The organism is Pedobacter sp. KBS0701 (assembly GCF_005938645.2).
Lineage (GTDB): Bacteria > Bacteroidota > Bacteroidia > Sphingobacteriales > Sphingobacteriaceae > Pedobacter.
In genome coordinates this window covers 2,505,525-2,527,905 of the sequence record NZ_CP042171.1, presented here as the reverse complement: position 1 = coordinate 2,527,905, position 22,381 = coordinate 2,505,525, and the positions used below count along the sequence as shown (strand labels likewise).

Below are 22,381 nucleotides of genomic sequence, written 5' to 3'. Positions count from 1 at the left end.
ATGATCAAAGGGCATTTATTTTTTGATTTAATTTTTAAAGAGATGAAACACAATTTTAATGAGCGCAGGGATCGCCGCTTAGCTTATGCGAAATCCCAAGTGGTAAAAAATGAGCAGAAATCTGACCAGCTTTATAATGCAGCCAAAGATATGGCTTCGGTTATTCCGATGGGGCAGCCGATTTTAATTGGTCACCATAGCGAAAAACGGGACCGCAGGTACAGGGAGAAAATACATGATACCATGGGGCGTGCTGTGGATAAACAGAAGAAAGCGGCTTATTATGCGGAAAAGGCAGAAACTATTGCCTCAAATGATTCGATTTTTTCCGATGATCCCGGGGCTTTAACAAAGTTAAAGGAGAAACTTGCCCGGCTGCAAGCCCTGCAAGATTTTATGAAATCTGCAAACAGGTGTCTGAGGAAACAGGATAAGGCAGCTTTTTTACTGTTGCCATCGGCGACCGCTGAAATCTGGGCGCAGCTGAATGATACCAGCCGTGGCGGTTATGTTGGTTTTCCTTCTTATAGTTTGACCAATAACAATGCAAAGATCAAAACGGTAGAAAGCAGGATAAAAATGCTCGAAGCAATTGAGGCAAGGGCGGAATTTGATCAGCAGATTGGCAGCGTTCGGGTATGGGAGAACAAGGCGGCAGGTAGGCTGCAAATGATTTTTGAGGGTAAACCGAATGAAGAAATCCGTAAGGAGTTAAAACGCCACGGTTTTCGCTGGAGCGGTTCGCAGGGGGCTTGGCAGCGCCATATTTCCGTTAATGCCCTCTATTGGGCGAAGCTGATCGCAGCGAAAGTAAATTAATGTTTGACCAGTACAGGGGGAGTTTCCCCCTGGCTTAAATTTTCAGATCATGAAAGCTTTACCTGAATTGACCAATACAATGAAAGGAAGACTTTTATTTGAACTTTTTCCCGATGAAATGCCTGCGCTGCTGGATCATCTTGCAGCGGTCTGCGCTGATTTTAGAACAAACCATGAGGAGTATAAAAAAAATTGGCGGGATGGGTTTATGTCCTTTGATTACTGGTTCAGCCTGTCCGAAGAATGCGCGGCTTTGCTAAAAAAGCATGGCCACACCATGCGTAAAAACAGCAAGGTGTTTTCTGACCAGCTTTTTTACGGTTATACGGCTCTTTTTGTTAATGACCGCATTGTTAAATATGCCGCACATTCAGCGAGCAAAAAGTTTAAACAGGCGGTAGAACTTCTGTATACCTAAACGAATGAGCCATGAAACAATACATCACGGACGACGAAGGGAATCTAATTGAAATAGATGACCTGCAGGCGGCTATTTACCAGGTGGCCGATTATATCCATTACCTGCACAGCGATGATGCGCCCGAGATGCACCGTTTTGATCAGAAACGGCAGGCCTACTGGCGCGATATTTTTGTCAAGTTGAACCTCTTAAGAGATAAAAAGGAATCGGGTTATGATCACAATTAAGGCATCCATGCTGTTAAAAGAGAAGCTGCGGGAAACAGAAACCGAAATCATCAGCGCAATACAAAAAGAGTTGAGTCGGATCGGAAGGCGAGTGGATAGTAAGGAACTGGAACATGTTCCTTTTGATGCCGAGCTAGAACAGTATATCGAAGGCCTGCGCTTAGATATGCATGGGACAATCTGGGTAGATACTTCTTTTGAGGATATCACAGAAAAACGGCTGATCGATTTTTTATCAGACGGGGAGGTACGCCTTGAGTTCCTGTTGGATTTGCTAATCCTGCTTGAAAAAATCTGTTAGATTTTTTTCGTTTGGCTTAGCTGCTTAAAGTCCTGATCGCTTTTGCGGGAGGGCTTTTTTTTGCGGCGCTTTAAGTGATGGATGAAGTGAATCTGTTAGGTATGTAAGACGCTTTAAATGCCAGGATTCCCATTGATTGTTGAAGGCAGATTTGTATTTTTCATATCACTCTACTGATAGCGTTTTGGAGCTTCCGTTTTTATGATTATTGAGCACTCAGCGATTTGGCCTGTCAATTATACAACTTCAAGAAGGTTCGTATTGGGAATTTAGAAACGGATTGTAAAAGTAACTTCCTCTTTTCTCTAGCGATTTCGGCGCAGCGTTTCTGGAGATTTAACTTAACACCGGGAGTGTTTTCAGCTGTGGCGATAGTTTTATCCGTGAAAATATTTTCGTTGATTTTCAGGCGCTTGCTTTTGAGCACTTGATAATGTGCCTGATCTGTCTATTTTTGCTTTATGACCGTAACCGTACTGGCGATTTTAGAGACAGATTTTAAGCCCGATAAAGCATTGGCCAAAGTAATGAACGACCGTTTGATCCGGATGGCGAAGGAACTTCAACAGGTGCATTTTAAGCCTTTGTCAGGTAGGGGATTTTCAGACGATGACCTGGTGGTCTATATCAGTTATCATCCGAAATACAAGATCCGCTACCGCATTGTAAATGATGTACCTGCGGATATCGAGTATTTTGTTGCTGAATGCTGTGCAAGGCTGGGCTTTATCCTCTGGAGGGCAAACGCGATAGGGGTAAGCAGTGATGCCGGGCATCTGGATTTTCAATAGTTTTTTGCTTTCTGCTTGAAATGTTTAGTTTTGGAGCTGGAATACGGTTTCCAAATACAAAATAATTTAATAGCCTGGGCCATCCGGCCCTTTAAAAAACAGTTATGGACAAATTCAAACAGGTACAGGAAGTGATCGCTTCAGTAGAGGCTGATGTGACGAAATTTTATGATGGTGGAAATGGGGCAGCCGGTACACGTGTACGTAAAGCAATGCAGGACCTTAAAAACCTTGCCCAGGAGATCAGGGCGGAGGTGACTGAGAAAAAGAACAGCGCAAAATAAACAGGAGACTGTTTTGGGATATAAGGCTACTGGTAGAGATCAGTAGCTTTTTTGCGTATATAGATGTTTTAATGCTTTTGTTTCTTTTGGTAACGGCCGGGCTGTCCGCTCATAGGCCTTCAGGCATTAAGCACGGGCTGGTACCCCACAGCTATCCCTGTTGCGGGATAATAGGTTTCCAATGATCCGATGTCATGGATGATTTATTTAAAATTCCTGCCTCCCGGAATAACTGAAGCTGCTGGGGTGTCTTTATCTGGTACATCTTTGTTGCCGGAGTAGGGTGCGGTCCTTTCATCAGATCTGGAGAAAGTGACTGCAGGGAAACTTTTGTTTTCCTCCCTGTCTATTGATCGCAGGAGGCTGGTGAGATCAAAGCAGCGTTTGACGATCACATGGATCACTTCGCCTTCTATCTGTAGCTTTCCTTCAACCATAAGCAGCCGTGCCTGGATGATTTCTTTTCGGAATTTTTCGAACAGGTTTTCAAATACGACCAGGTTGGTAAATCCAGTTTCATCCTCAATGGTGATAAAACATACGCCTTTGGCTGTACCCGGTCGCTGGCGGACCAGGACGAGACCTGCTACTTTGACGGTTTGTCCATCTTTTCCCTGGGCAAGGTCCTGGGTTGGCAAAACGCGGAGGAGGCTTAACTGTTCACGCACAAAGCTGACCGGATGTGCTTTTAGTGATAGGGATGTTGAGGCATAGTCCTGGATCACATGCTCGCCTTTGCTCATCAGGGGCAGGGTGGCCTGCATTTCCAGGCTGCTTTCTGAAGGCTGGTTTTCAAAAAGGGCCACTGGTCGGTCGGCCATGGCGGATACTTCCCAAAGGGCCTGTCTTCGGTCCATTCCTATGGAACGGAAAGCATCGGCATCGGCAAGCCGTTCGAGTGCAGACAGGCTGAGCCCGGCATCCATCAGTTCGTGGATATGACTGTATGCTTTTTTTCTGCCATTGGTCAGGTATTCGATATCTTGTGCATTGATGCCCTTGATCTGCCTGAAACCTAAACGGAGTGCATGATATTTCCCGGACCTTTCTTCCAGCCGGTTATCCCAGTTGGAGTAATTGATATCAATAGGCCTGATTTCCACACCATGTTTTTTGGCGTCGATAACGATCTGTGCTGGCTGGTAAAAACCCATGGGCATACTGTTGAGCAGCGCAGCGGCAAAGACATCGGGATAATAACATTTGAGCCAGCAGGAAACATAGACCAACAGGGCAAAACTGGCTGCGTGGCTTTCCGGGAAACCGTAACTGCCAAATCCTTCGAGCTGTTTGAATACGCGTTTGGCAAAGTCTTCGGTATAACCTTTGCCGGTCATGCCGCTGATCAGTTTTTCTTCAAACTTGGTCACCATGCCCTTGGCCTTAAAGGTGGCCATGCTCCTGCGGAGCTCATCTGCCTCGGCCGGGGTAAAGCCTGCGGCAACAATGGCGATCTTCATGGCCTGTTCCTGAAAGAGGGGGACCCCTAATGTTCGGTGCAGGATATCTTTTAACTCTTCTGAAGGATAATCCACTTTTTCTTCTTCATTACGCCGCCTTAAGTAAGGATGGACCATGTCGCCCTGGATGGGCCCGGGACGGACAATGGCCACTTCGATCACCAGGTCATAAAAACATTTGGGCCTCAGGCGCGGCAGCATGGACATCTGGGCACGGCTTTCGATCTGGAATACACCCAGGGTGTCTGCATGACTAATCATTTCATAAACCTTTGGGTCTTCTTTTTCGTTGATTTTGGCCATGGTCAGATCAAGGTTATAATGCATTTTAGCCAGATCGAATCCTTTACGGATGCAGGTGAGCATACCCAGGGCAAGTACATCGATCTTGAGGAAACCTAACGTGTCGATATCATCTTTGTTCCATTCGATATTGGTCCGGTCTTCCATTCGGGCATTCAGGATGGGGCAGAGGTCGGTCAGTTTGCCGCGTGTGATCACAAAACCTCCGGTATGCTGGCCGAGCTGCCTTGGAAAGCCCATCATCTGTGCGGTAAGGCTGAGGACCTTTCGAAGGAGCGGGTCATTGGGATTAAGGCCCTGTTCGGTAAGTTTTCCACCTTCGAACCATTCATCGGTAAACTCCCAGATGGAGGAAGAGAGACGGTTGATGGTATCTACCGATAGCCCCATCACTTTACCGACATCCCGTATGGCACCTTTCTGCCGCTGCTGGGTGACGGTGGCCACAATGGCAGCGCGGTCGCGCCCGTATTTCGTATAGATGTACTGGATCACTTCTTCCCTGCGTTCATGTTCAAAGTCTACGTCGATATCAGGCGGTTCGTTGCGGGCTGAAGAGATAAAACGTTCAAAGAGCAGGTCAAATTTAGTGGGGTCAACGGAGGTGATGCCCAAACAATAGCAGATCGTGGAATTGGCAGCAGAGCCGCGGCCCTGGCAAAGGATATGCTGGCTCCTTGCAAAACGGACGATATCGTAAACGGTGAGAAAATAGGAGGCATAGTTCATTTCCTCCACGAATTTCATCTCATGGCTGATGTTATCGGTTACTTTTTTGGGCAGGTGCTCACCGAAAATTTCGTGGGCGCCTTTCATCGTCAGGTATTCGAGTTCCTCTTGCGGCGTTCTTCCTTCCGAGGTAATTTCTTCCGGGTAGATGTATTTCAGGCTATCCAAACTGAAGGTACAGGCTTGTGAGATTTTTACCGCATTCTCCAGGGCATCGGGATATTGGCGGAAAAGTCTTTTCATTTCCTCTTCGGGTTTTAAGTGCCGCTCGGCGTTCTGGAAAAGCAGGTAGCCTGCATTATGGATGGTACATTTTTCCCTTACACAGGTCAGCACATCCTGCAGTTCACGTCTTTCGGGGCTGTGGTAATAGACATCATTGGTTGCGACCAGTGGAATACCGGTTTTTTTGGAGAGTTCTGAAAGGCGGAACATCCTTTTCTGGTCTTCTCCCTGATAGCTTCTGTTTATGGCCAGGTACAGGTTTTCCCCGAGTCCATCTTCATAGCTTTGAAGGTCCGCATAAAAGTTCGTTTGGAAATCAAAGCCTTCGGACAGGCTATCTGGGGGGATGGCGATGAAAATAATACCTTTTGAATGTTCAAATATATCTTTTTTATAAAGTTCGCAGCTTCCTTTTTCGGTGCGGAGGTTGCCAAGGCTGAGCAGGGCAGACAGTCTGCCATAACTTTCAGTGTCCGTGGGGTAGGCAAGCAGGGATGCACCGTCCGTGAGGTTCAACCTGCAGGCAGGTATGATCTGGAGATCAAGTTTTCTGGCGGTGGCGTGTGCACGCACGATCCCGGCAAGGGTATTGTGATCGGTAATGGCCATTTTTTTATAACCCATGCGGGCAGCCTCTTCCACCAGCTCTTCGGGGTGAGAGGCGCCGCGCAAGAAACTGAAGTTACTGGTGACCTGGAGTTCAGTGTATTCCATCGTTTTTCTTTTTAGGGTTTAGGCAAAAAAGCCATGGATGAACCAGGCCGAGTTTTCTGCGGCATAGTGGCCTGAGCGGAAGAGCCAGTAGCGGTTCCCTTTTTCGTCTTCCACGGTATAATAATCGCGGTGTTCCCCTTCTTCCAGCCACCAGGCACGTTCAAGTCTTTCCGGCCCGTCTGCTTTTTTGATGCTGTGGCGCCGGCCCTGGTAGATAAAGAGCATGGGCGGATAATCGGGGATAGGTGCGGTAACTTCGATCCGTTCCGGTCTGGGAAGCAGTTGTATGGGACGGTTCAAGGGGTTATGGAAACTGATTCCGCTGTCCTCGCTGAGGTCTTTAGCCTGTTTAACTGCCCTTTCCGGCCAGTAGTCTGCCTGGGGTAGATAACGGTGGATGGCGTTTTTACCCACTTTTCCAGCCACGCGGTCCAGTAATTCTGCCAGTGGCTGGCTGTCCAGGCCAGCCTGGCCGGCCCAGATTTTTTCCTGTGGGCGCTCCATTTTTTCGGTCTTTTCGGCGCTTAGGGTGAAAAGCTCGATGCCCATGCCGGGTGCAATTCCGGAAATGTGGAGGGCAAAGAGTTTCATCAGGTGTTTTGGGTCATCGCTCGGGCGGTTGGTGCCGATAGCAGTTGATATTGTTTTTCCATCTATACGGTAACCTTTCAGTGCTGCTTTTCTCAGGCCCAGGCCTTCTGCCTGGAGCCTTAAACAAAGTGTATCGAGCAGTTTCTCGATGGCGATTTCAATGGCCCTGGCTGTGCGGATGGGCTCCAGGCAGGCCAGTCTTTCTTCAAATTCCTGAATGATGGCAATTGGGGAGAAGGCTTCGGGTTCCTCACCTATGGCCTGCGCTATTTTGATGAGCAGGTTTTCTCCAAACCTTCTCCTTAAGGTACTGCGGGGCATCTTTATAAAGCGCTCGATCCTGTTTAAGCCCAGTTTGTGCAGTTTTTCGGTGGTTTCACCGGGGATTCGCAGGGCAGCAGGCGGAAGGGGAAGTAAAGCAAAATGCTGCTCATGCGGTGCTACGATTTCAGCTCCCTTTCCATACCGGGAGAGTGCCCATGCCGTACCAACAGTGTCTGCGATTGCAGCTTTTACGCAATAACCTGATGACTGGAGTCTGCTGGTGATGTGCTTAAGGTAGGCTTCTTCTCCGCCCCATAAGTGGCAGCAGCCTGTGATGTCAAGCAGGATGCCGTCCGGATCGGTAGAAGAGAGTGGTGTATAACGGATGGCCCATCTGGCCAGGCCTTCCAGCAGTTTTTCTTTTCTTCCCGGTTTTTCATCAAAGACTTCGAGCTCGTGGACAATCGCCCGCGAATCGGCAAGTGGCATGCCGTTATGGATGCCCTGGACGTTAGCCAGTTGATTGGTAGCGATGACCATAATACGCCCATGGCTGGCACCTGCGCATGCCATTGCCCGTTCTTTCCATTCCGGGCGGCGGATAGCCATCCAGTCCGTTAGCAGAAACGGAAACCATATACTCAAGTATCGTTTTGCCATCTTTATCCTGCCTGCAGTTCTTGGATAGGTAAAATCCTAGTGTTTTCTTTTTTCAAGCGTTCGAACGCGCTGCCGGACCAGCGTACCTCAAAGGTGCCGCCCTCGCCGTTACGCACTTTTAACAGTTCTGCTTTCCAGCTGGGCTGGCCAACACCGGGCATGCCTTCAGGCAGTATGCTGGGCAATGGACTGATCTTCCATCGGGCTAAACAGGTGGTGTTGGAGCATATCCTCGGGTTTTCTCTTAGGAACAGGGCAGTGACTTTGCTTTTTTCGATGACCAGCTGAAACCTTCTGGACGTGGCAAAATTCAAGTCCGGGATTTCGGAGACCACGGCAGCGAGCCCTTCGCATTTAAGGGCTTCTTCGGTTACCCATAAGAGTTCTTTTTCATTTTGCAGGTCGATGAAGATGATGGAGGAGGCTGGTAGTGAAAATCTTTTGGCTGCCGGCGGGAAGAATTTTCTGGAGGCACTGATCCAGATGCAGGGTCTGCCGTCCTTCATCAGTGCGGACAGTATCCCGCTGATAAAGCCACTGCTGGCAGCTGTTTCTTCCCTGCTTACGGATATGAATTCATGGATGCCTTGCAGGGGAAAGCTGTGACCTGGAAAAGCAGCGGCCAAAAGTTCAAGACAGGAGATATGCTGTGGACTTCTGGATATGGTCTTATAACCCTGCATGGAAAGGATCTGCTCCCTTAATCCCTGAATGACCTGTTTTTTTGCTGCCTGTTCCATGATCAACCTCCTTTTTGTTTTTACATGGACAAATGTAATGCTAAAAATATTAGTATTTTAAAATTATTTTGCACATTTGTGTTGGATATGGAACAGCTGAGTTTTTTTAAGGAATCAGGCCAGACACCAGGGCTGCCAAAAGAGGTGCTGGAGTATGTGCCGGGATTTATTGATGTTGAAGAGGCAGATGTTCTGCTTTCATCTTTTATTTCAACCACGCCCTGGACGCAGAAGATAGTGAAGATTTATGATAAAGAAATCATTACCCCGAGGCTTTCTGCATGGTACGGGGATCCTGAGGGAACGGATTATAATGCCCTAGGGAAATCCACACCTTTGCCATGGACAGCTGAACTTTTGAAACTGAAAGCTTCGGTAGAAGCAACAGCAGGGATCAGCTTTAATAGTGTGCTGCTTAATTATTACCGGGATGGACAGGATTCGGTTGCCTGGCATAGTGACAACGAAACGGTGATGGGTTCACACCCCGTTATCGCATCTGTGTCTTTTGGACAGGTAAGGGGCTTTGATATCCGCCGGAAAACTGATCACGCTGAAAAATATACCGTCAGGCTTGAACATGGTTCGCTGCTCCTGATGAAAGGAGACCTGCAGACCAAATGGGACCATAGGATTGCAAAATCAACAAGACCGATGGGGCCAAGGGTCAATCTGACATTTAGAAAAATCATTGGGACTTAAAATTCAGTATGGTATTTGCAAGAGCTTTAATTTTTTTGTTTCATTCTGTGTAATATCCGCGTAATAGTCAGCTATGAACTCGATTTAGAGCTTAAAAAATCTCTTGTATCTCTAAGCTCCTGCATTTGGAAAACTTTTGGGGGTATCGTTTGTTCGAATAATTGTCTATATCACTATTGGAAAAGAAAAATAGTCCTGCAGTAGCTATAACAAATAAGATTGGAGTGTCAACAATATTTTTTACCTCGTCATAAAAAGGCATAGACAAATGAAAAGAGATTTGTTTTTCATTTACTGAAAAATGTGAACTGATTTCTATATCCTCGTAATGTTTAATGATAGAAAAATCAACTCCGAATTTTTTGTTTGCCCACTGTACCTCGTCATCTGTGTAATCAATGAATTGCATCAGATGAAAATCCAGATACTTATCAGGCAGGTCCAGGACATTCGTGATCCTAAGTATTTCTGTATTTTTTTTTAATCGATCATAATTGCTCATTAGGTCGTTAAATAATACCTTACTCATTTTACGCAAATAACTCTACCCCGATGCAATTGCGGTATCTATATCACCTGTAAATTTTGGAAGATTTTAAAACGTTGTAGTATTTAGGGCCTGCAATGATTTTTGCAGGCCTTTGTTATTTTAATTGCTGTATGTTGCCGTCGCACGCGACCAGATCAGCTTTATTTTTTTTGCCTGCCTTTTTTATTGCCTTAAGAGCATTTTTTGCCTGATTTTTTCGCTCTCTAGTTTTTCCTTCAGCTTATCGGCCTCGATTTTCTGGATGCTTGTACCCTGCTTCAATAGCTGCTGAAGGCGCAGGATTGTTGCCGGATCATCTTTGCCCAGTTGGACGGCCTTGCGCTGGCTTTTAATGGCCTCCGCTTTATCGTTGCTAAGTTCCTGGGCTATGGACTTATACTGCCAAAGCTGTTCTCTGCCGATAAGGTTTAGTTTTTTGAGCTTGTCTTCGGCCAGCAGTCTGGCCTCATTGTACATGCCCAACGTAAAGAGTTTGTCCATTGTGCGGAATATCTGTGAGCGGCCAAGTGTTTCCATCTGGGCAAGGGCAATGCTGTCAATATCCCTGAACATTTTAAGGGATAAGGCAGTTCCGGTCGAGCGGTTGGTATTTTGGTTGATTGGGGATGATGTAGATGCGAGAAAACCTTCCCTTACCGCATCCATGCGGTTGGCCAGGGTCGGATAGGTACTGTTGGCTTCCTGCTGGTCATTACGCGGACTGTAGGTTGAGGCATCCAGGCTGCGGATACCTTCCAGGGTATTTTCAATTGTCGCCCCGGGGAAGCGGCTGATTACAAAGCCTGTAAAGAAATCTGCACGTTTTTCCCTTTTCCGTCGGTCCTCATTATTGGGGCTTGGGTTTCCGGGAAGGGTATGGCCGAGGATATGGTGGCCGATCTCGTGGGCAATGATGCAGCGCACCGCCCATTTTACTTTTTCATCGCTTCCCTTGATTTTGTCCAGGAAGTCCGGGTTATAGTAGATGATCTGGTTGGAGTAACGGTCCAGGGTGCTGGCCGCGTTACAGGTCGCAGTGCAGGCTAAAAATGAGTAGCTCAAAGTAAAAGGGTTCGCCTGTTCGCCTTTTAATCTGGAAATAATGCCGTCAAACTCAACGAAGGGGTTAACCCTGGTGGCAATCATCCGTTTGGGCAGGCTCAGAAGGGGAGCCGGACAGTTTTTCTGCAGATCAATGAAAGTGGTACTGCAGTTGAACGAACAGACCATTGGAGTGTCCAGGGCTGTGTTGAACAGGTTTTGGGCAAAGGGTTTCATGGGCGCCCATGCGAGGAAGATCATTCCCAGGATCGTGAGGGCTTTCATTTGGCGGTCAGGTTATAGGTGAATGCGGCAAAGAAACCGAAGCGGTTGAAAGATGCAGTAGGGATAGCGGCAGGTGCTATTGCTTTTTCGAGCGTCTGGCCGACATGATATTCATCAGTGATGAGGCTGGCTTTTGTCAGTGTGGCACCGGCACTGAGGATGAAGCGTTTGGATGTGCCGAGGATCAGTGAGCCACCCAGATGATAATTGATTTTTTCCAGGTCCTTGGTACTTAAACCGAAGGTGCCTGCAAGTTTTACGTCATTGCCAGTACGTCCATAAACATGCATTAATGCACCTACGGATGGAAATATGCTGTTTTTGTTTTCATTTTTTACGATCTGCTGCTGGGTGGTACTGCCTTCAACAGGTTCGTAACGGTAAGTCTGGTCCTTAAAGTCGTTGCCGCCGAAGTTGGTGAAGAGCCCGGTTGAAAAGTCGATTTTGATACCGCCCTTTGCCTTTATATTCATCGCATAGCTTTTTGCGGTGATGCTACAGGAGACCGCGTCCTTTGGTTTGATATTTACCGCGATAACGGTCAGGTCGTTTTCGATGGGCTGGGCATCCACTACATAGGTCCAGTTTCCGGGGGTGAAATAGTCATAGACATTCAGTACATCTTTTTGTCCGGATGTGGCGAAAGTTTCCATGTTGCTGTTGAGTTTAACGATATCCACCTTGGCATAACGATCCATTTTATCCAGCAATAAGTTTTGCAGGGCGCTGCCATCGCGTTCAGTTTTTAGTTTTTTGAGGATGTCGAGGGAGGCCGCGTCTTTTGGTTTTTCCTTTTCGATGGCGGCAATGAGTTCTTTGATGGTGGCATTGATTTTGGTTACATCCTTGCTTAGCTGTTCGCGTTTGCTCGGGGCGAAAACGATATTGATCTGTTCGTAGCGTTTTCTTACCTCTTCCTCAATGGTGCGGTCGAAATACCGGATCAGGATAGGGCGTATTGCATTATAATCTGCAGAGGCAAGGCTGGCCCTGTCCCGCTGTTCCATTGTGGAAGACCTGAAGCTGGCCCGTGTCAGATTGACCACTTCGGTGCGGATCTGGTCGAACTTCAACTCACAGTTATTTTGTAACGCAGTGAGGTTATTTTGATAGGTCAGTATGGAACGGATCTCCCGGTAAGCGTCACCGAAGCCGGTCAACAGCTCGTCATTGCTAAAGATGGTATTTGCCGTATTGCTGTAGAGGTTATTAAGGGCTGTAAGCTTTTCCCGCAGGGCAGGGGAAAGCTTTGCATCGCCCAATTCTTCGGTAGTCACCAGATTGGTATTTCCGCTGGCAAGGGCTGCGCCGTCCGCTGTTTTTCCGGGCAGTTCCGCTTTGGAGAAAACCTCGAAAAGCGCAGGTGGGGTTTCGTGATAGCTGGTATTGGTAACCGTGTTATCGATGATGTAGAGTTTTTTATTGAGGTTGATGATCCTGATGCCGTAACGCGATCCGGTTTTGACCTTGATGGTGGAAATGGTGCTGGCATCGTTCTGGAAGTCGATTTCCTTATAATCGACCGTCTGGGCAACGGCTGTTGCCACCATTAGGCACAGTGTACCCGTTAGTATGGTATTTTTCATGAGATTAATTTAAATGTTGTCTGGTTAGTTAAATTTATTCCTAATAGTTGTTTTTTGCAATACCCATTAATAGGTATTTTGCGTGTAATCTATTTGTTATGAATTGTTTAGGTGTTGGCTTTTTTGGCAGCTGGTCTATACGGAAGGCGATAGCGTTCAGCGTGTATGATGAATTGCTACCATTCCCAGAACTTTAGCGGATTAATTGTAAATGTGCGGTAGAGGGTTCTGTTGGGGTTATTTGGGTTTAGGGTTTTGAAACGTTGCCATCTGGTCATGCCTATTTCAGGATCGAGGCTTTTACCGGGGAATTCTGTATAGGTGAAGCTGGTGTCTGCATTCTGGTAACGGTACCTGTTCAGGGGGAAGAACTGGACGGGAGGGGTATAGCTGACTGTTATTAATAGATGCGATATTCTCTGAATGACCATCAGCTTTCAGAAGCCGGTCCTTACCGGGATTCAGTTGCCGCGCCTTTTTTAACGACTGACTGTCAAGGAGTATGTTTTGTTCGGGAGAGGCAATAAAAATTGGTATTTTCAGTTAAAATGTACCCTGCCATTAAACTCATTCCGGCAGGGGAGCTTTTGCAAAGAAGAAGTGTATGACAGATCACCTGAAATAATGAATTATTGAGTTTTAATTACCTCTCATGAACAAACTATTCGTTTTAATTATTTTTGTGCTTGCTGGCAGATCCGGTTATGTAATTTGCCTTTGCCGCTTAACAATCTCAAATGACAAAAGCAGCCCATTGTACAATTATTATGATGGAGAAGGATGAAATCGGGATTAACATAGCCGTTGCATTGCCTATACTCCTGATTAAAGGTTGTTTTGTGACCCAAACGTCCAAAATGCTGATTAAGATGGTTTGATTTACCTGCTGCCTGTGGTAATGGCGGTGAACTTCCAGCTTTCTGAAACAGCAACATTAGATCAGCGTAGCGGGTGTTCATATTTCTTTATTTCAAATTATTTTTTGGTCAGTTTGACTTATAATTATATTTTTATAACCACGAAATGGTGTCTTTTTAAAACCGCCCGGCTAAAGCAAAATAGTGATTGACCGTATGGCGAAAAGAATATACGTCCTGGAGGATGATAAGGAAATTAGTGAAATTGTTCAAATGGTGCTCGAAATGGAAGGTTACCAGGTAAGCTGCTTCGCCGATGTGAGCAGATTTAATGCAGGGAAAGCAGGCGGGGTACCAGATCTTTACTTGCTGGATATTATGTTACCCGATGGCAATGGCCTTGAAGTTAGGGCTGCATTAACTAACGACCCCATAACCGCACACATTCCTGTTTTGATCATGAGCGCCCATACCAATGTTGCTGAAGTCTCAAACTGGCCCGGCGAAAAGCATTTTATCGCAAAACCCTTCGATATCTACAAGCTCACTGAAAAAATAGCAATGCTGCTTAAAGGCTAACGAATCTTTTTATTGATCGGATAAAGGAGCAGTGAACCAAAAGCAGGCGCCCTGGCCCGGTACCGATTCCACACCGATTTCGCCCCCATGTCTTCGTATAATGTCTGCACTGATGTATAAGCCCAGTCCCAGGCCGGAATAGTGAAGGCTTTTGTAATCTGCGCGGTAATACCGGTCAAAAAGATAGGGTATCTTTTCAATGTCGATGCCCTCTCCCTGGTCCGCCACAGAAATCTTTGCCATTCCATCCTGCGTAGAAATATTGATTTCGATAACCTTAGACTCTGGCGCATATTTAACAGCATTGTTGATGAGGTTAATCACCACCTGGCTTATCCTTTCCTGGTCGGCATACATCCGCAGGCTGCAATCACCAGTTATCATCAGCCGGTACTCGCCAGCTATCCGCAATTGCCTGCAGCATGCATCAATCATTTCATAAATACTGAAAGCCTTGCTGTTCAGTCTTAGTGCTCCAATATTGATATTGTTCGCGTCGAGCAGATTTCCGACCAGACTATTGAGCCGCTCCATACTTTCATTTGCCAACTCGATAAGCTTGGGGACCATTGGCGAAAGATTGTCTTTCATTTTTTTTATTAATTGCAGCGATGCGCCCAGGCTTGTAATAGGTGTTTTTAGTTCATGGCTGGCGATACTGATGAAATCGTCTTTTTCCTTCATGAGTTTCCGCCTCGCGGTCACATCAATAAAGGTGCAGACCCCGCCTGAAAGTTCATTCTGGTCGCTGAACAAAGGTACGGCGTTAACCGAAATGTAAAAAGTATCCTTTTCAGGTCTGGCGACGCCAATTTCCCGGTCGTAAACCGGTGCAGCTGTTTTAAGCATAGTGTACATGGGGTGCTCATCAATGGGGAGCACTGATCCGTCAAGGCGAAGATTTATCCAAAGCGGGTCATTATATGATCGGTTTTGCATTTGCAACAGATTTACGCCGAAAATCTGCCCGGCCATCTGGTTGATGTAGGTGGTGGTCCCGTTTTCATCAACAATGCATACCCCGTCGGCCATGGTATCCAAAATACAACGCAGGCGGGCTTCGCTGGCCATGAGCCTATCCTGGATAAACTTTTGCCGATTATTGTGTTCCAGGTTTTCCAGTCTAAGTTCCAGCTGCTCGGCAACAATTCTCGCCAATCCTTCCAGCAAACTTACCTCATGCCCTGTAAAATCGCGTACCTCATGGCTAACCAGGCACATCGTTCCGACGATATAGCCGTCGTTACTTATAATAGGCGCGCCGGCATAAGCCCTAAGCCCAAATTCTCCGTAAACATAAGGGTGCCCCGCAAGCCTTTCATCCAACAGGGCATTGGGAATAACGGTCGAACTGCCATTTAATACCGTGATGGCACAAAGGCTCATCGATCGGTCAACTCTGATAACCTGTTCACCCAGCCCCATACTGGATTTAACCAGCTCACTCTCCTCATCCAGGAATGATATGTGAGCAATCGGAACATTAAACATATTACAGGCCAGTTCGCAAATTCTATCGAATACCGGTTCAGGTTCATCGTTAAAAACCTGGTATCGCCCCAATGCTGCAACCCGCTGGTCGTCATCATCAGGGAAAAGGTTGTCTATAGCGTGCTTGTAAGTGTTCACTTTCTAAATTTGGTATAAGTTATATAAAAACAAGATTTTTTCAAAAGATAATCATCAAATCAAAATCTTTAGTTAGTGGGTGTTTCGGTAAAAGTTTATGTGCATTCCGCGTTTAAGCTGACACCCTGTTTCGCTGCAAACTGACGGGCCGTTTCGTGCCGAACTGTACGCGCTGATCTATGGATCAGGATTTTCCTGACAAGTAATTCCCTTTAATTTTTTAAATTCAGGCCAAAATAAAGGTTCAGGCGTTAAAATTGTGTTCAATATGATCTTAGGTATATTGGATGATATCGAGTGCTTCGGGCATCTTTTGGAGGTGTTGGGCTGTGCTTTCCTGGCGCTATGTTCTGTTAGCTTTGAGAAGGATGGGGGGGCCTGCTGTACTGCGGTAAAGTGAGGGATACTAGAGAGAAGAAATTTGAGTCTGGTGATCCTATGCGTTTAAAGTGAAAGGGATAATTTATGCGGTTGCCCGGCAATCAAATTCACGTCCAGTTTGGGCCGAAACGGACTGACTAGTTTAATTGAAATAACAATGGAAAGATATGTTTTTGACATCCCCACCATTGATGGGGATCAACAGCTTATTGTAGAAAATGGAGGGGACTGTTATATGGTAAACCTTGCTGGCAGGCACATCGGTAGCATGTGGCGGGATGAAGACCGTGGCCTGCAGTGGAATACTTTGGACGAAAGTCTAACACCTCATCTTTGGGATATTGCGAGTCCGTTATCGGAAGCTTTTTCGCGCAAGGGCTTTCGTTGTTAAAAGATGCCTGTCCGGAAATCCGTTCGACTGAATGGAAAAGCACAGAAACGCTGGAGATTGTTATCTCTCCAGAGACGGACTTAGCGGTTTTTTCTCCTTTCCTCAAAGACGAAGTGCCGAACCTGGTGGATTTCGAATGGCATCCGGACGTTGTTGTAAAGAAGGCTGACAATGCCTATTTTGTGCTTATTGGGGTGAATTAGGATTTGATATAGTCTGTATTTTCATGGGAATAAGATAAATTCAAAACCAATTAAATCCATAATTGTTGGATAGAAATGGAAGAACTAGCTTATACCTTAAACGATAAAAAAGGAGTAGAAATCACCTATACTATCGTCCAATATGCCTCCGAAGATGTCTTCGACTTTATGCCCAACGGAGGAACGGTCCGCAAGGCAAAGAAACAGAATGGAAAATGGGTACAGCTTTCAGGGGCCGATACCGACCCGGAAATCTTGCAGGAACTGGGTGGATTTATGGACCGGCATCATATGCACCAGGAAGATGGCAATCAATAAGAGATAGGATGGAAACTTACAGAATAGCGCTTGGAGATGGGATTGTGCACTCCTTTGAGGTCGCCATTTATCCACATCACCAGCAGCCCAGTTGCCGATATGGTGTTTTCCAGGACGGAAAACCCGTAGCCTCTCTGTCTCCGGACACTCAGGGCCTTTTGTACCTCTGCCAAAATCCGGGCAACATTAGTGGGGATGTCCTTGATCTGCTTTGCGAGGCCATAGAATTGAGGCATCCGCGTTACCTTCCAGGATCTGTGACTGATAGTCAGTGAAATTAACCTTGATAAATATTATAGCTATGGGCATTGATACAAATGGACCTCAGTTCGGTGAGGTCGAAAGGAAAAAATTTGAGGACGGGGTACTTGAAATCATTTGGACAGATAGTGGGATACCCTATTTTATCATAAAGTCTGGTCTGGACCTATCGGAATACGCCCACTTGGCTAAGCTGTCCCTCGAGCATTACCGGCAGATTGCCCATGATTTTACCAGTAAGGTTACTGATGAATCTGGGGAGCAGGAGGTAGAATTTACCTACTGTTCAAAATGGTTCCTTGAGGGGCTGTCCAACGAAGATGTGTAATAGCTGATGGACAGTCCCGGCCCAACCTGTATCCTCAATGCCCGCCTGGACGAGAAAAGCCAGGCGTTTTTTGATGAAATGAGGTCCCGCTATTTTCCTGCGGAAAGGAATCTTCTCCATGCCCATCTTACGCTCTTCCCTGGCTACTGCCGAAGCTTGGATGTCTTGAAATCCCAGCAATTCCTTTTTTTAGGAGGTAAAGGTCTGATATTGCAGAGACGAGCGGTTCTTTTTTCAATATTGGTTCCCTGTTCTTTTTTTAAAGTATAGGTATTGTCTTCTTCTTTTTATTTCTTCGGTAATGTTTATTATGCTGTTAATGGATTTATTTATTACTTCGGTTGCTTTTTCCAACTGATGCGTACGGTTTCATTTCCCATTATAAAAGCCTCCAGGTCCTGTTTTCTGTCTTTTGATGGTATTAATTTGACTGACGGCGATTGGCAAACAAATTTTATGATTGGCATTTCACCCTGACTTTCTGCAGGCGTAATGCGCAGCCGGTAGGCTAATCGGGAATCTCCCTGAAGGTGGAAGATGACTGAATCAGCGCTTTTCCTTATTCCAGAGATCGGGCAGTCTGAAAATATTAAAAAAAGGTTGTCGCTGAACCTGATAAAGTGACGCGGCAAGATCCCAAAGGCATTGCCAGCACCATAAACTTCCTGTCCGACAGCACCGCTCTTTTCGACTCCGTCGTGTAAATCTTCCAGCGCAATCCAAAGCTTGCGGTCTACCTCACCGGTTTTTACCTCATCAGATAGCATATCTGAGGGCAGCATTGGGGGATAGTAGTATGGTGCGCGCTCAACCAGGTAACGGATAAATTCGCTACACAAGAGTCTAACGCTTGGAAGTATATCAACGCCTTCTGCATGCTTGAGGTAATCGTGCAGCGCGCAGAAAACCTCCTGTTCTTCATAGGCCGCGGTATATGGAGCATCGGTGAGGGGGAACAGCGCGAAAAATGTCGGAAGATTCTTTCCATACCCATAATTACAGTCCCACAGCTGGACGTTTTCAAAAATCGAAGCCAGACATCTGTAACTTAAAGAAAGATATAGTGGAGTGCCTGTAAGTTTAAATAACCGGAGCAGCGCTCCTGCAGCAAATGCAGTATTATTGGCCTGGTACATGATCTTGTATCCAACGTCCCCCAATTTTTTTGCGGCTGTTTCTGCTTCCTGCAGGTACTTTTTCTCCCCTGTAATTTCATAGGCCTGTAGCATCACATGGGCATATAATCCTGCCACATCCTGTTCGCCGCCCTCTCCAGGCTTGGTTTCTGCCTTGATGACTTCAAGTGTATCCATTTTGTAGAACACAGGCCATTGATATTTAAACCTGTGTGCAACTTTTATAGCAAATCCGAGTGAATCCAAAAATAGTTTCTCCGCTGTCTTATCTCCATCGAGTGCTAACCTAGACAGGTTTAAAAGCGGATGATGCAGATACCACGAATCCATCACCATAGGCATTTTCTGTTCCTCATCGCCCTGGAGTTTGTCTTCCGCATCGGGGTGCCACCTCACTAATGTCTTTAGCTTTTGGTTATAAAATGCTGGTAAACCCTTTTTTATGGTATCCATTACTTTCAGGCTTTTACCGCTCCACTTTGAGTAATCCACCAGGGGAAGCAGTACCGCTAACTGGACCATGATTTCCGGTGGGGTCTGGTAGTCACTTACGTACGCATTCAGATAACTGTTGCCACCGACCATTGACCAGCACCCTGGGTTTTCAATCAGATCTTTCAGACCTTTGTCCAGGATTTCGGGCCAGTGGATATAATGCGTATCCGGCCTGGGGATATTAAGGTATACTTCTGCCAATAAATCAAGATATTCTTCCGCCTGATCCTGATTTTCTATATTATCTGTTTTAAATGCAATTGTTGCATCCGAAATAATAACCTCTTGGCCAGCTTTTAAAGGTTTTTCCTCCGTTTTGGGAAGGGCCAAACCGATTTCGGGCAGCATTCCGCCGATAACGCCGGATAATGAGGTGCCGGTCTGCTCCGCGTAGTCAGAAAGGGCAGTAAGATTTTGGAAATAAAGGATACGCAGGTCGCTTTCATCCAGTGAAAAGTAGAGCAGGCCTGACCTTGTTCCCTTTTGGGCTGCGTGGATTTTGCCCATGGTTTTTACTGGTCCTTTGGTACCTGTTGTAAGGATGTCTCTGGGCCAGAATGGGATAAAAATCTCCGAGGCAGGTGTCAGGGTGCAACAATATTTTAATAGGGTAAAATTTTCCCTTGAAAACGAAATCCTTACCTTAAAAATTCCTATAGTTGTTTTAAGCTTTAAAGTATAATCAGATTTAACCTTTTTTATCTTTGGGCTTTCTGATAAGCCGCCAGGAGAATAGCAGGCTCTAAAATAGATAGGTGAATTTTTTTTATGCGTGACCGAGATCCATATGGAATCTGTGGTCTGAAAAATGTTGAACCGGAGTTCCCCGTATTTTTCAGCGTGGAGCAGGAAACTGTTTTTAAATTGGGCCATCGCAGTCAGGGCCCATGCTGATAATCCTTTCATAACAGTCAATTTTACCTTTTAAACTATTCTCGTCCACAACATTATTTTTTTTAACATTGTTTTAGACCAGTTAAAATACAGGTATTTTCAGCTCTGGAAAGCCCGTGCACAGATTTGATTTTAAGATACCAGATGAGAAACCCTTCCCATAAAATGATCAATATCAAAGGGCTTACTGATGAAATCATCCGCCTGGCATTTTTTTCTCACATCTCCCATGGTGGGATGTGTGGACATCATCATTACAGGTATATCGTCGGTGCGATAATCTGATTTGATTTCGCAGTAAAGATCAATGCCGTTTCCATCAGGGAGCATAATATCGAGGATGACCATATCCGAGCTGCGCTTAAAGTTTTCTTTTCTAAAACAAATGCGCTTACAAGGACCGAACTTCGGACCTCAGAGATTACATTTGCAAGGCAAATTGCAGAGTGCCATTTATAGTCTGGTCAATAATGCCCTCAAATACAGCTCGTCCGAGCGTAGACCTGAAATTTATATCAAATCAATTTGAACAGGAGGGTTGTCTGGTGGTAAGTATAGCTGATAACGGTATTGGTATCGTGGCAAGCAATCAACAATCTATTTTCGAGAAATACCAGCGTATATCAACTACTGCGGAAGGACATGGTGTCGGCATATACCTTGTTAAGGGAATGCTAGAAAGAACGGGCGGCAAAATCACAGTTGAAAGTAGACCAGAAAGTGGATCTGAATTTAAAATTTATCTGAAACGTAAGGACAGTAGTCTTTTAGATGTGAATCCATCATCTAAGGGGCCTTAGATTAGCAAAAAAGGGACCCGTTTCTGGATCCCTTCAGATTCACTCTTTCCTATTTTGACTATTCTTCAGCAGCTGCCTGGTTTACGAAGCTTACTGCGCATTCGGTCAGGGCTACATCGGTTGCCTTTTCGTTTTCCAAGGTCTGGTCTAATAATATAGCCACGTCAGTTCTATCCATATTTTCTGCGAATACCTTTAAGGTACCGTAGGTGGCTATTTCATAGTGTTCCACTTTCTGTGCGGCCAGGATAAGTCCTGCATCACGGATCATGGTGCCTGAATCGGTATCTGAGATAATTCCGTCAGCTTCCTCAAGCAAACCAGCCATAGCATCACATTTTTTTGCTGCAGGTTTCTCCTCTAATAAAGCAAAAACCTGCTCCAATGTCTCGATATGGGTCTGTGTCTCCTGGGTATGTTTATCAAATGCTGCTGCAAGTTCAGGACTTGTTGCTGCTTTTTTCATTTTTGGAAGCGCTTTAACCAAATGTTTTTCCGCCCAATAAATGTCCTTTAATTCATCAACGAAGAATTCATGGAATTCTGTAGGCTCTATCTTAGCATTTTTCATTGTGGTTTTTTTTGTTGTTGGGCTCGCCGGGCTTTTTGCCGCGCCTGCTTTTGTTGTAGTTGCCATAGTTTCTGTTTTTTAATTTTCGTTATAGCGGTATAACCTTGAGCAGATACCATTGTTTTTTGTTTTTCATAATCGGGTAATTTTCTCAATAAGGAATAGGTATTTTTCCCTTTAATGTGCTAAATACCTGATTTTGTAGATGACATCATAAATGAAAACAATTATTAAACTGGAAGGATTATATTAAATGTATGGAAAAGGATGATTTTACACTTAGCCAGCAGATCGGCAAGCAGACTGATGCCGTGAAAGAGAAAAAATTCTCATCGAACCAGAAGCCAGAGAATTTTTTGATAAGGCAGTCTCGCTTCTGTTGGATGTAAACAACTGGCACAGGGCTTCCACAATGGAGGTTAGCCGTTGTCAGCTTTTTGATCGTAAAGGTTTAGAACCTGAGCGGGTAGCCTCGGATGGTGATTTTATCAGGATCGATATATCCGGACCTGGTACCTCAGAGGGGAAAGGATACGACTGGTTCCATATTGAAAGTATGGAACATTATTCCAACGCCGAATCTGATACCGATTTCACAGTATTTGTTGCCAGACCCTGTTCGGTCCCTGATCAGATGGGAAGTAAAGCAGCACATTTTTTTTCCCTAAGCGCTACTTCAACTTTTCTTGTCTTTAGAAAAGGGGGCACTGTAAGCGCTGAAGTTCACGGAAGGAATGAAGTTCCCTATGTCCACCAGGCGGGTATCCTGGATAATGTACGAAACATAATGGTTAATGCAGGTAATTCATTAGGGAAGTCATACCTTCAGTGGGATCTGCTGGTCTCGCGCATACTTTCCCGATAGC

General features: G+C 45.7%; 24 protein-coding genes. 15 read left to right on the top strand and 9 right to left on the bottom strand.

What is annotated here, in order from left to right; genetic code table 11:
* Positions 1-42: 42 nt before the first annotated feature.
* The 6 genes from FFJ24_RS10045 (at position 43) to FFJ24_RS10020 (ending at position 2,843) form a co-directional block, all read left to right on the top strand.
* The gene (locus FFJ24_RS10045) at positions 43-819 is read left to right on the top strand and encodes a DUF3560 domain-containing protein (RefSeq protein WP_138821374.1); all 777 of its coding nucleotides are present in this window, start codon (positions 43-45) and stop codon (positions 817-819) included.
* A gap of 49 nt (positions 820-868) precedes the next feature.
* Positions 869-1,237 carry a hypothetical protein gene (locus FFJ24_RS10040; RefSeq protein ID WP_138821373.1) on the top strand — a complete coding sequence of 123 codons (369 nt, stop codon included), beginning with the start codon at positions 869-871 and terminating at the stop codon, positions 1,235-1,237.
* 11 nt (positions 1,238-1,248) lie between these two features.
* Positions 1,249-1,467 (top strand): 3-isopropylmalate dehydratase, encoded by a 219-nt coding sequence (locus FFJ24_RS10035; RefSeq protein ID WP_138821372.1) that lies wholly within the window; start codon positions 1,249-1,251, stop codon positions 1,465-1,467.
* The gene (locus FFJ24_RS10030) at positions 1,454-1,768 is read left to right on the top strand and encodes a hypothetical protein (protein WP_138821371.1); all 315 of its coding nucleotides are present in this window, start codon (positions 1,454-1,456) and stop codon (positions 1,766-1,768) included. The genes FFJ24_RS10035 and FFJ24_RS10030 overlap by 14 nt, the downstream gene beginning before the upstream one ends.
* Positions 1,769-2,229: 461 nt before the next feature.
* Complete coding sequence (locus FFJ24_RS10025; protein WP_138821370.1) at positions 2,230-2,559, top strand: hypothetical protein; 330 nt, start codon at positions 2,230-2,232, stop codon at positions 2,557-2,559.
* Between the two features lie 104 nt (positions 2,560-2,663).
* Positions 2,664-2,843, top strand: coding sequence for a histone H1 (locus FFJ24_RS10020; RefSeq protein WP_138821369.1), 180 nt, complete (start codon positions 2,664-2,666; stop codon positions 2,841-2,843).
* A gap of 203 nt (positions 2,844-3,046) precedes the next feature.
* On the opposite strand, the gene FFJ24_RS10015 is transcribed toward FFJ24_RS10020, so the two are convergent.
* The 3 genes from FFJ24_RS10015 to FFJ24_RS10005 are packed head-to-tail and all read right to left on the bottom strand — an operon-like array spanning position 3,047 to position 8,529.
* Positions 3,047-6,274 carry an error-prone DNA polymerase gene (locus FFJ24_RS10015; RefSeq protein WP_138821368.1) on the bottom strand — a complete coding sequence of 1,076 codons (3,228 nt, stop codon included), beginning with the start codon at positions 6,272-6,274 and terminating at the stop codon, positions 3,047-3,049.
* Positions 6,275-6,292: 18 nt separating this feature from the next.
* Positions 6,293-7,789, bottom strand: a complete 1,497-nt coding sequence (locus FFJ24_RS10010) for a DNA polymerase Y family protein (protein ID WP_138821367.1) — start codon at positions 7,787-7,789, stop codon at positions 6,293-6,295.
* A gap of 2 nt (positions 7,790-7,791) precedes the next feature.
* Positions 7,792-8,529, bottom strand: coding sequence for an ImuA family protein (locus tag FFJ24_RS10005; protein ID WP_138821366.1), 738 nt, complete (start codon positions 8,527-8,529; stop codon positions 7,792-7,794).
* A gap of 87 nt (positions 8,530-8,616) precedes the next feature.
* On the opposite strand from FFJ24_RS10005, the gene FFJ24_RS10000 reads away from it, so the two are divergent.
* Positions 8,617-9,231, top strand: a complete 615-nt coding sequence (locus tag FFJ24_RS10000) for an alpha-ketoglutarate-dependent dioxygenase AlkB (RefSeq protein WP_138821365.1) — start codon at positions 8,617-8,619, stop codon at positions 9,229-9,231.
* 712 nt (positions 9,232-9,943) lie between these two features.
* Here the strand turns inward: FFJ24_RS10000 and FFJ24_RS09995 are convergent.
* Positions 9,944-11,086, bottom strand: coding sequence for a hypothetical protein (locus FFJ24_RS09995; RefSeq protein WP_138821364.1), 1,143 nt, complete (start codon positions 11,084-11,086; stop codon positions 9,944-9,946).
* Positions 11,083-12,672 (bottom strand): hypothetical protein, encoded by a 1,590-nt coding sequence (locus FFJ24_RS09990; protein WP_138821363.1) that lies wholly within the window; start codon positions 12,670-12,672, stop codon positions 11,083-11,085. Before FFJ24_RS09990 ends, FFJ24_RS09995 begins: the two co-directional genes overlap by 4 nt.
* Before the next feature lie 1,073 nt (positions 12,673-13,745).
* On the opposite strand from FFJ24_RS09990, the gene FFJ24_RS09985 reads away from it, so the two are divergent.
* On the top strand, positions 13,746-14,108 hold the full coding sequence (locus FFJ24_RS09985) for a response regulator transcription factor (RefSeq protein WP_138821362.1): 363 nt from the start codon (positions 13,746-13,748) through the stop codon (positions 14,106-14,108).
* A gap of 9 nt (positions 14,109-14,117) precedes the next feature.
* Here the strand turns inward: FFJ24_RS09985 and FFJ24_RS09980 are convergent, their stop codons facing one another.
* Positions 14,118-15,737 carry an ATP-binding protein gene (locus FFJ24_RS09980; RefSeq protein WP_138821361.1) on the bottom strand — a complete coding sequence of 540 codons (1,620 nt, stop codon included), beginning with the start codon at positions 15,735-15,737 and terminating at the stop codon, positions 14,118-14,120.
* Between the two features lie 538 nt (positions 15,738-16,275).
* On the opposite strand from FFJ24_RS09980, the gene FFJ24_RS09975 reads away from it, so the two are divergent.
* From FFJ24_RS09975 to FFJ24_RS09955, 5 genes are all read left to right on the top strand, one after another.
* Positions 16,276-16,509, top strand: a complete 234-nt coding sequence (locus FFJ24_RS09975) for a hypothetical protein (RefSeq protein ID WP_138821360.1) — start codon at positions 16,276-16,278, stop codon at positions 16,507-16,509.
* Positions 16,452-16,712, top strand: a complete 261-nt coding sequence (locus FFJ24_RS09970) for a hypothetical protein (protein WP_138821359.1) — start codon at positions 16,452-16,454, stop codon at positions 16,710-16,712. The genes FFJ24_RS09975 and FFJ24_RS09970 overlap by 58 nt, the downstream gene beginning before the upstream one ends.
* A 75-nt stretch (positions 16,713-16,787) precedes the next feature.
* The gene (locus tag FFJ24_RS09965) at positions 16,788-17,030 is read left to right on the top strand and encodes a hypothetical protein (protein WP_138821358.1); all 243 of its coding nucleotides are present in this window, start codon (positions 16,788-16,790) and stop codon (positions 17,028-17,030) included.
* 8 nt (positions 17,031-17,038) lie between these two features.
* On the top strand, positions 17,039-17,305 hold the full coding sequence (locus tag FFJ24_RS09960) for a hypothetical protein (protein WP_138821357.1): 267 nt from the start codon (positions 17,039-17,041) through the stop codon (positions 17,303-17,305).
* A gap of 26 nt (positions 17,306-17,331) precedes the next feature.
* Positions 17,332-17,619, top strand: a complete 288-nt coding sequence (locus FFJ24_RS09955) for a hypothetical protein (RefSeq protein ID WP_138821356.1) — start codon at positions 17,332-17,334, stop codon at positions 17,617-17,619.
* Between the two features lie 332 nt (positions 17,620-17,951).
* On the opposite strand, the gene FFJ24_RS09950 is transcribed toward FFJ24_RS09955, so the two are convergent.
* Both FFJ24_RS09950 and FFJ24_RS09945 read right to left on the bottom strand, forming a co-directional pair.
* Positions 17,952-20,156 (bottom strand): hypothetical protein, encoded by a 2,205-nt coding sequence (locus FFJ24_RS09950; RefSeq protein ID WP_138821355.1) that lies wholly within the window; start codon positions 20,154-20,156, stop codon positions 17,952-17,954.
* Positions 20,157-20,276: 120 nt separating this feature from the next.
* Positions 20,277-20,492 (bottom strand): PleD family two-component system response regulator, encoded by a 216-nt coding sequence (locus FFJ24_RS09945; protein WP_138821354.1) that lies wholly within the window; start codon positions 20,490-20,492, stop codon positions 20,277-20,279.
* 122 nt (positions 20,493-20,614) lie between these two features.
* On the opposite strand from FFJ24_RS09945, the gene FFJ24_RS09940 reads away from it, so the two are divergent.
* Entirely contained in the window at positions 20,615-20,944 is a 330-nt protein-coding gene (locus FFJ24_RS09940) for a sensor histidine kinase KdpD (protein WP_138821353.1), read from the top strand.
* Between the two features lie 58 nt (positions 20,945-21,002).
* Here the strand turns inward: FFJ24_RS09940 and FFJ24_RS09935 are convergent, their stop codons facing one another.
* On the bottom strand, positions 21,003-21,581 hold the full coding sequence (locus tag FFJ24_RS09935; protein WP_138821352.1) for a ferritin-like domain-containing protein: 579 nt from the start codon (positions 21,579-21,581) through the stop codon (positions 21,003-21,005).
* Positions 21,582-21,927: 346 nt separating this feature from the next.
* On the opposite strand from FFJ24_RS09935, the gene FFJ24_RS09930 reads away from it, so the two are divergent.
* Positions 21,928-22,380: a hypothetical protein gene (locus FFJ24_RS09930; protein ID WP_138821351.1), complete on the top strand. Its 453-nt coding sequence runs from the start codon at positions 21,928-21,930 to the stop codon at positions 22,378-22,380.
* The last annotated feature ends 1 nt before the right edge of the window (position 22,381 follow it).

Bases quoted from the DNA above. Each gene is read 5' to 3' on its own strand.
- FFJ24_RS10025 (WP_138821370.1), top strand. From the start codon at position 2,230: ATGACCGTAACCGTACTGGCGATTTTAGAGACAGATTTTAAGCCCGAT.
- FFJ24_RS10045 (WP_138821374.1), top strand. From the start codon at position 43: ATGAAACACAATTTTAATGAGCGCAGGGATCGCCGCTTAGCTTATGCG.
- FFJ24_RS09990 (WP_138821363.1), bottom strand. From the start codon at position 12,672: ATGAAAAATACCATACTAACGGGTACACTGTGCCTAATGGTGGCAACA.
- FFJ24_RS10010 (WP_138821367.1), bottom strand. From the start codon at position 7,789: ATGGCAAAACGATACTTGAGTATATGGTTTCCGTTTCTGCTAACGGAC.
- FFJ24_RS09985 (WP_138821362.1), top strand. From the start codon at position 13,746: ATGGCGAAAAGAATATACGTCCTGGAGGATGATAAGGAAATTAGTGAA.
- FFJ24_RS10040 (WP_138821373.1), top strand. From the start codon at position 869: ATGAAAGCTTTACCTGAATTGACCAATACAATGAAAGGAAGACTTTTA.
- FFJ24_RS09950 (WP_138821355.1), bottom strand. From the start codon at position 20,156: ATGAAAGGATTATCAGCATGGGCCCTGACTGCGATGGCCCAATTTAAA.
- FFJ24_RS09975 (WP_138821360.1), top strand. From the start codon at position 16,276: ATGGAAAGATATGTTTTTGACATCCCCACCATTGATGGGGATCAACAG.
- FFJ24_RS10020 (WP_138821369.1), top strand. From the start codon at position 2,664: ATGGACAAATTCAAACAGGTACAGGAAGTGATCGCTTCAGTAGAGGCT.
- FFJ24_RS10035 (WP_138821372.1), top strand. From the start codon at position 1,249: ATGAAACAATACATCACGGACGACGAAGGGAATCTAATTGAAATAGAT.
- FFJ24_RS09945 (WP_138821354.1), bottom strand. From the start codon at position 20,492: ATGGTCATCCTCGATATTATGCTCCCTGATGGAAACGGCATTGATCTT.
- FFJ24_RS10005 (WP_138821366.1), bottom strand. From the start codon at position 8,529: ATGGAACAGGCAGCAAAAAAACAGGTCATTCAGGGATTAAGGGAGCAG.
- FFJ24_RS09935 (WP_138821352.1), bottom strand. From the start codon at position 21,581: ATGGCAACTACAACAAAAGCAGGCGCGGCAAAAAGCCCGGCGAGCCCA.
- FFJ24_RS09955 (WP_138821356.1), top strand. From the start codon at position 17,332: ATGGGCATTGATACAAATGGACCTCAGTTCGGTGAGGTCGAAAGGAAA.
- FFJ24_RS10000 (WP_138821365.1), top strand. From the start codon at position 8,617: ATGGAACAGCTGAGTTTTTTTAAGGAATCAGGCCAGACACCAGGGCTG.
- FFJ24_RS10030 (WP_138821371.1), top strand. From the start codon at position 1,454: ATGATCACAATTAAGGCATCCATGCTGTTAAAAGAGAAGCTGCGGGAA.
- FFJ24_RS09995 (WP_138821364.1), bottom strand. From the start codon at position 11,086: ATGAAAGCCCTCACGATCCTGGGAATGATCTTCCTCGCATGGGCGCCC.
- FFJ24_RS09930 (WP_138821351.1), top strand. From the start codon at position 21,928: ATGGAGGTTAGCCGTTGTCAGCTTTTTGATCGTAAAGGTTTAGAACCT.
- FFJ24_RS09940 (WP_138821353.1), top strand. From the start codon at position 20,615: ATGCCCTCAAATACAGCTCGTCCGAGCGTAGACCTGAAATTTATATCA.
- FFJ24_RS09965 (WP_138821358.1), top strand. From the start codon at position 16,788: ATGGAAGAACTAGCTTATACCTTAAACGATAAAAAAGGAGTAGAAATC.
- FFJ24_RS10015 (WP_138821368.1), bottom strand. From the start codon at position 6,274: ATGGAATACACTGAACTCCAGGTCACCAGTAACTTCAGTTTCTTGCGC.
- FFJ24_RS09960 (WP_138821357.1), top strand. From the start codon at position 17,039: ATGGAAACTTACAGAATAGCGCTTGGAGATGGGATTGTGCACTCCTTT.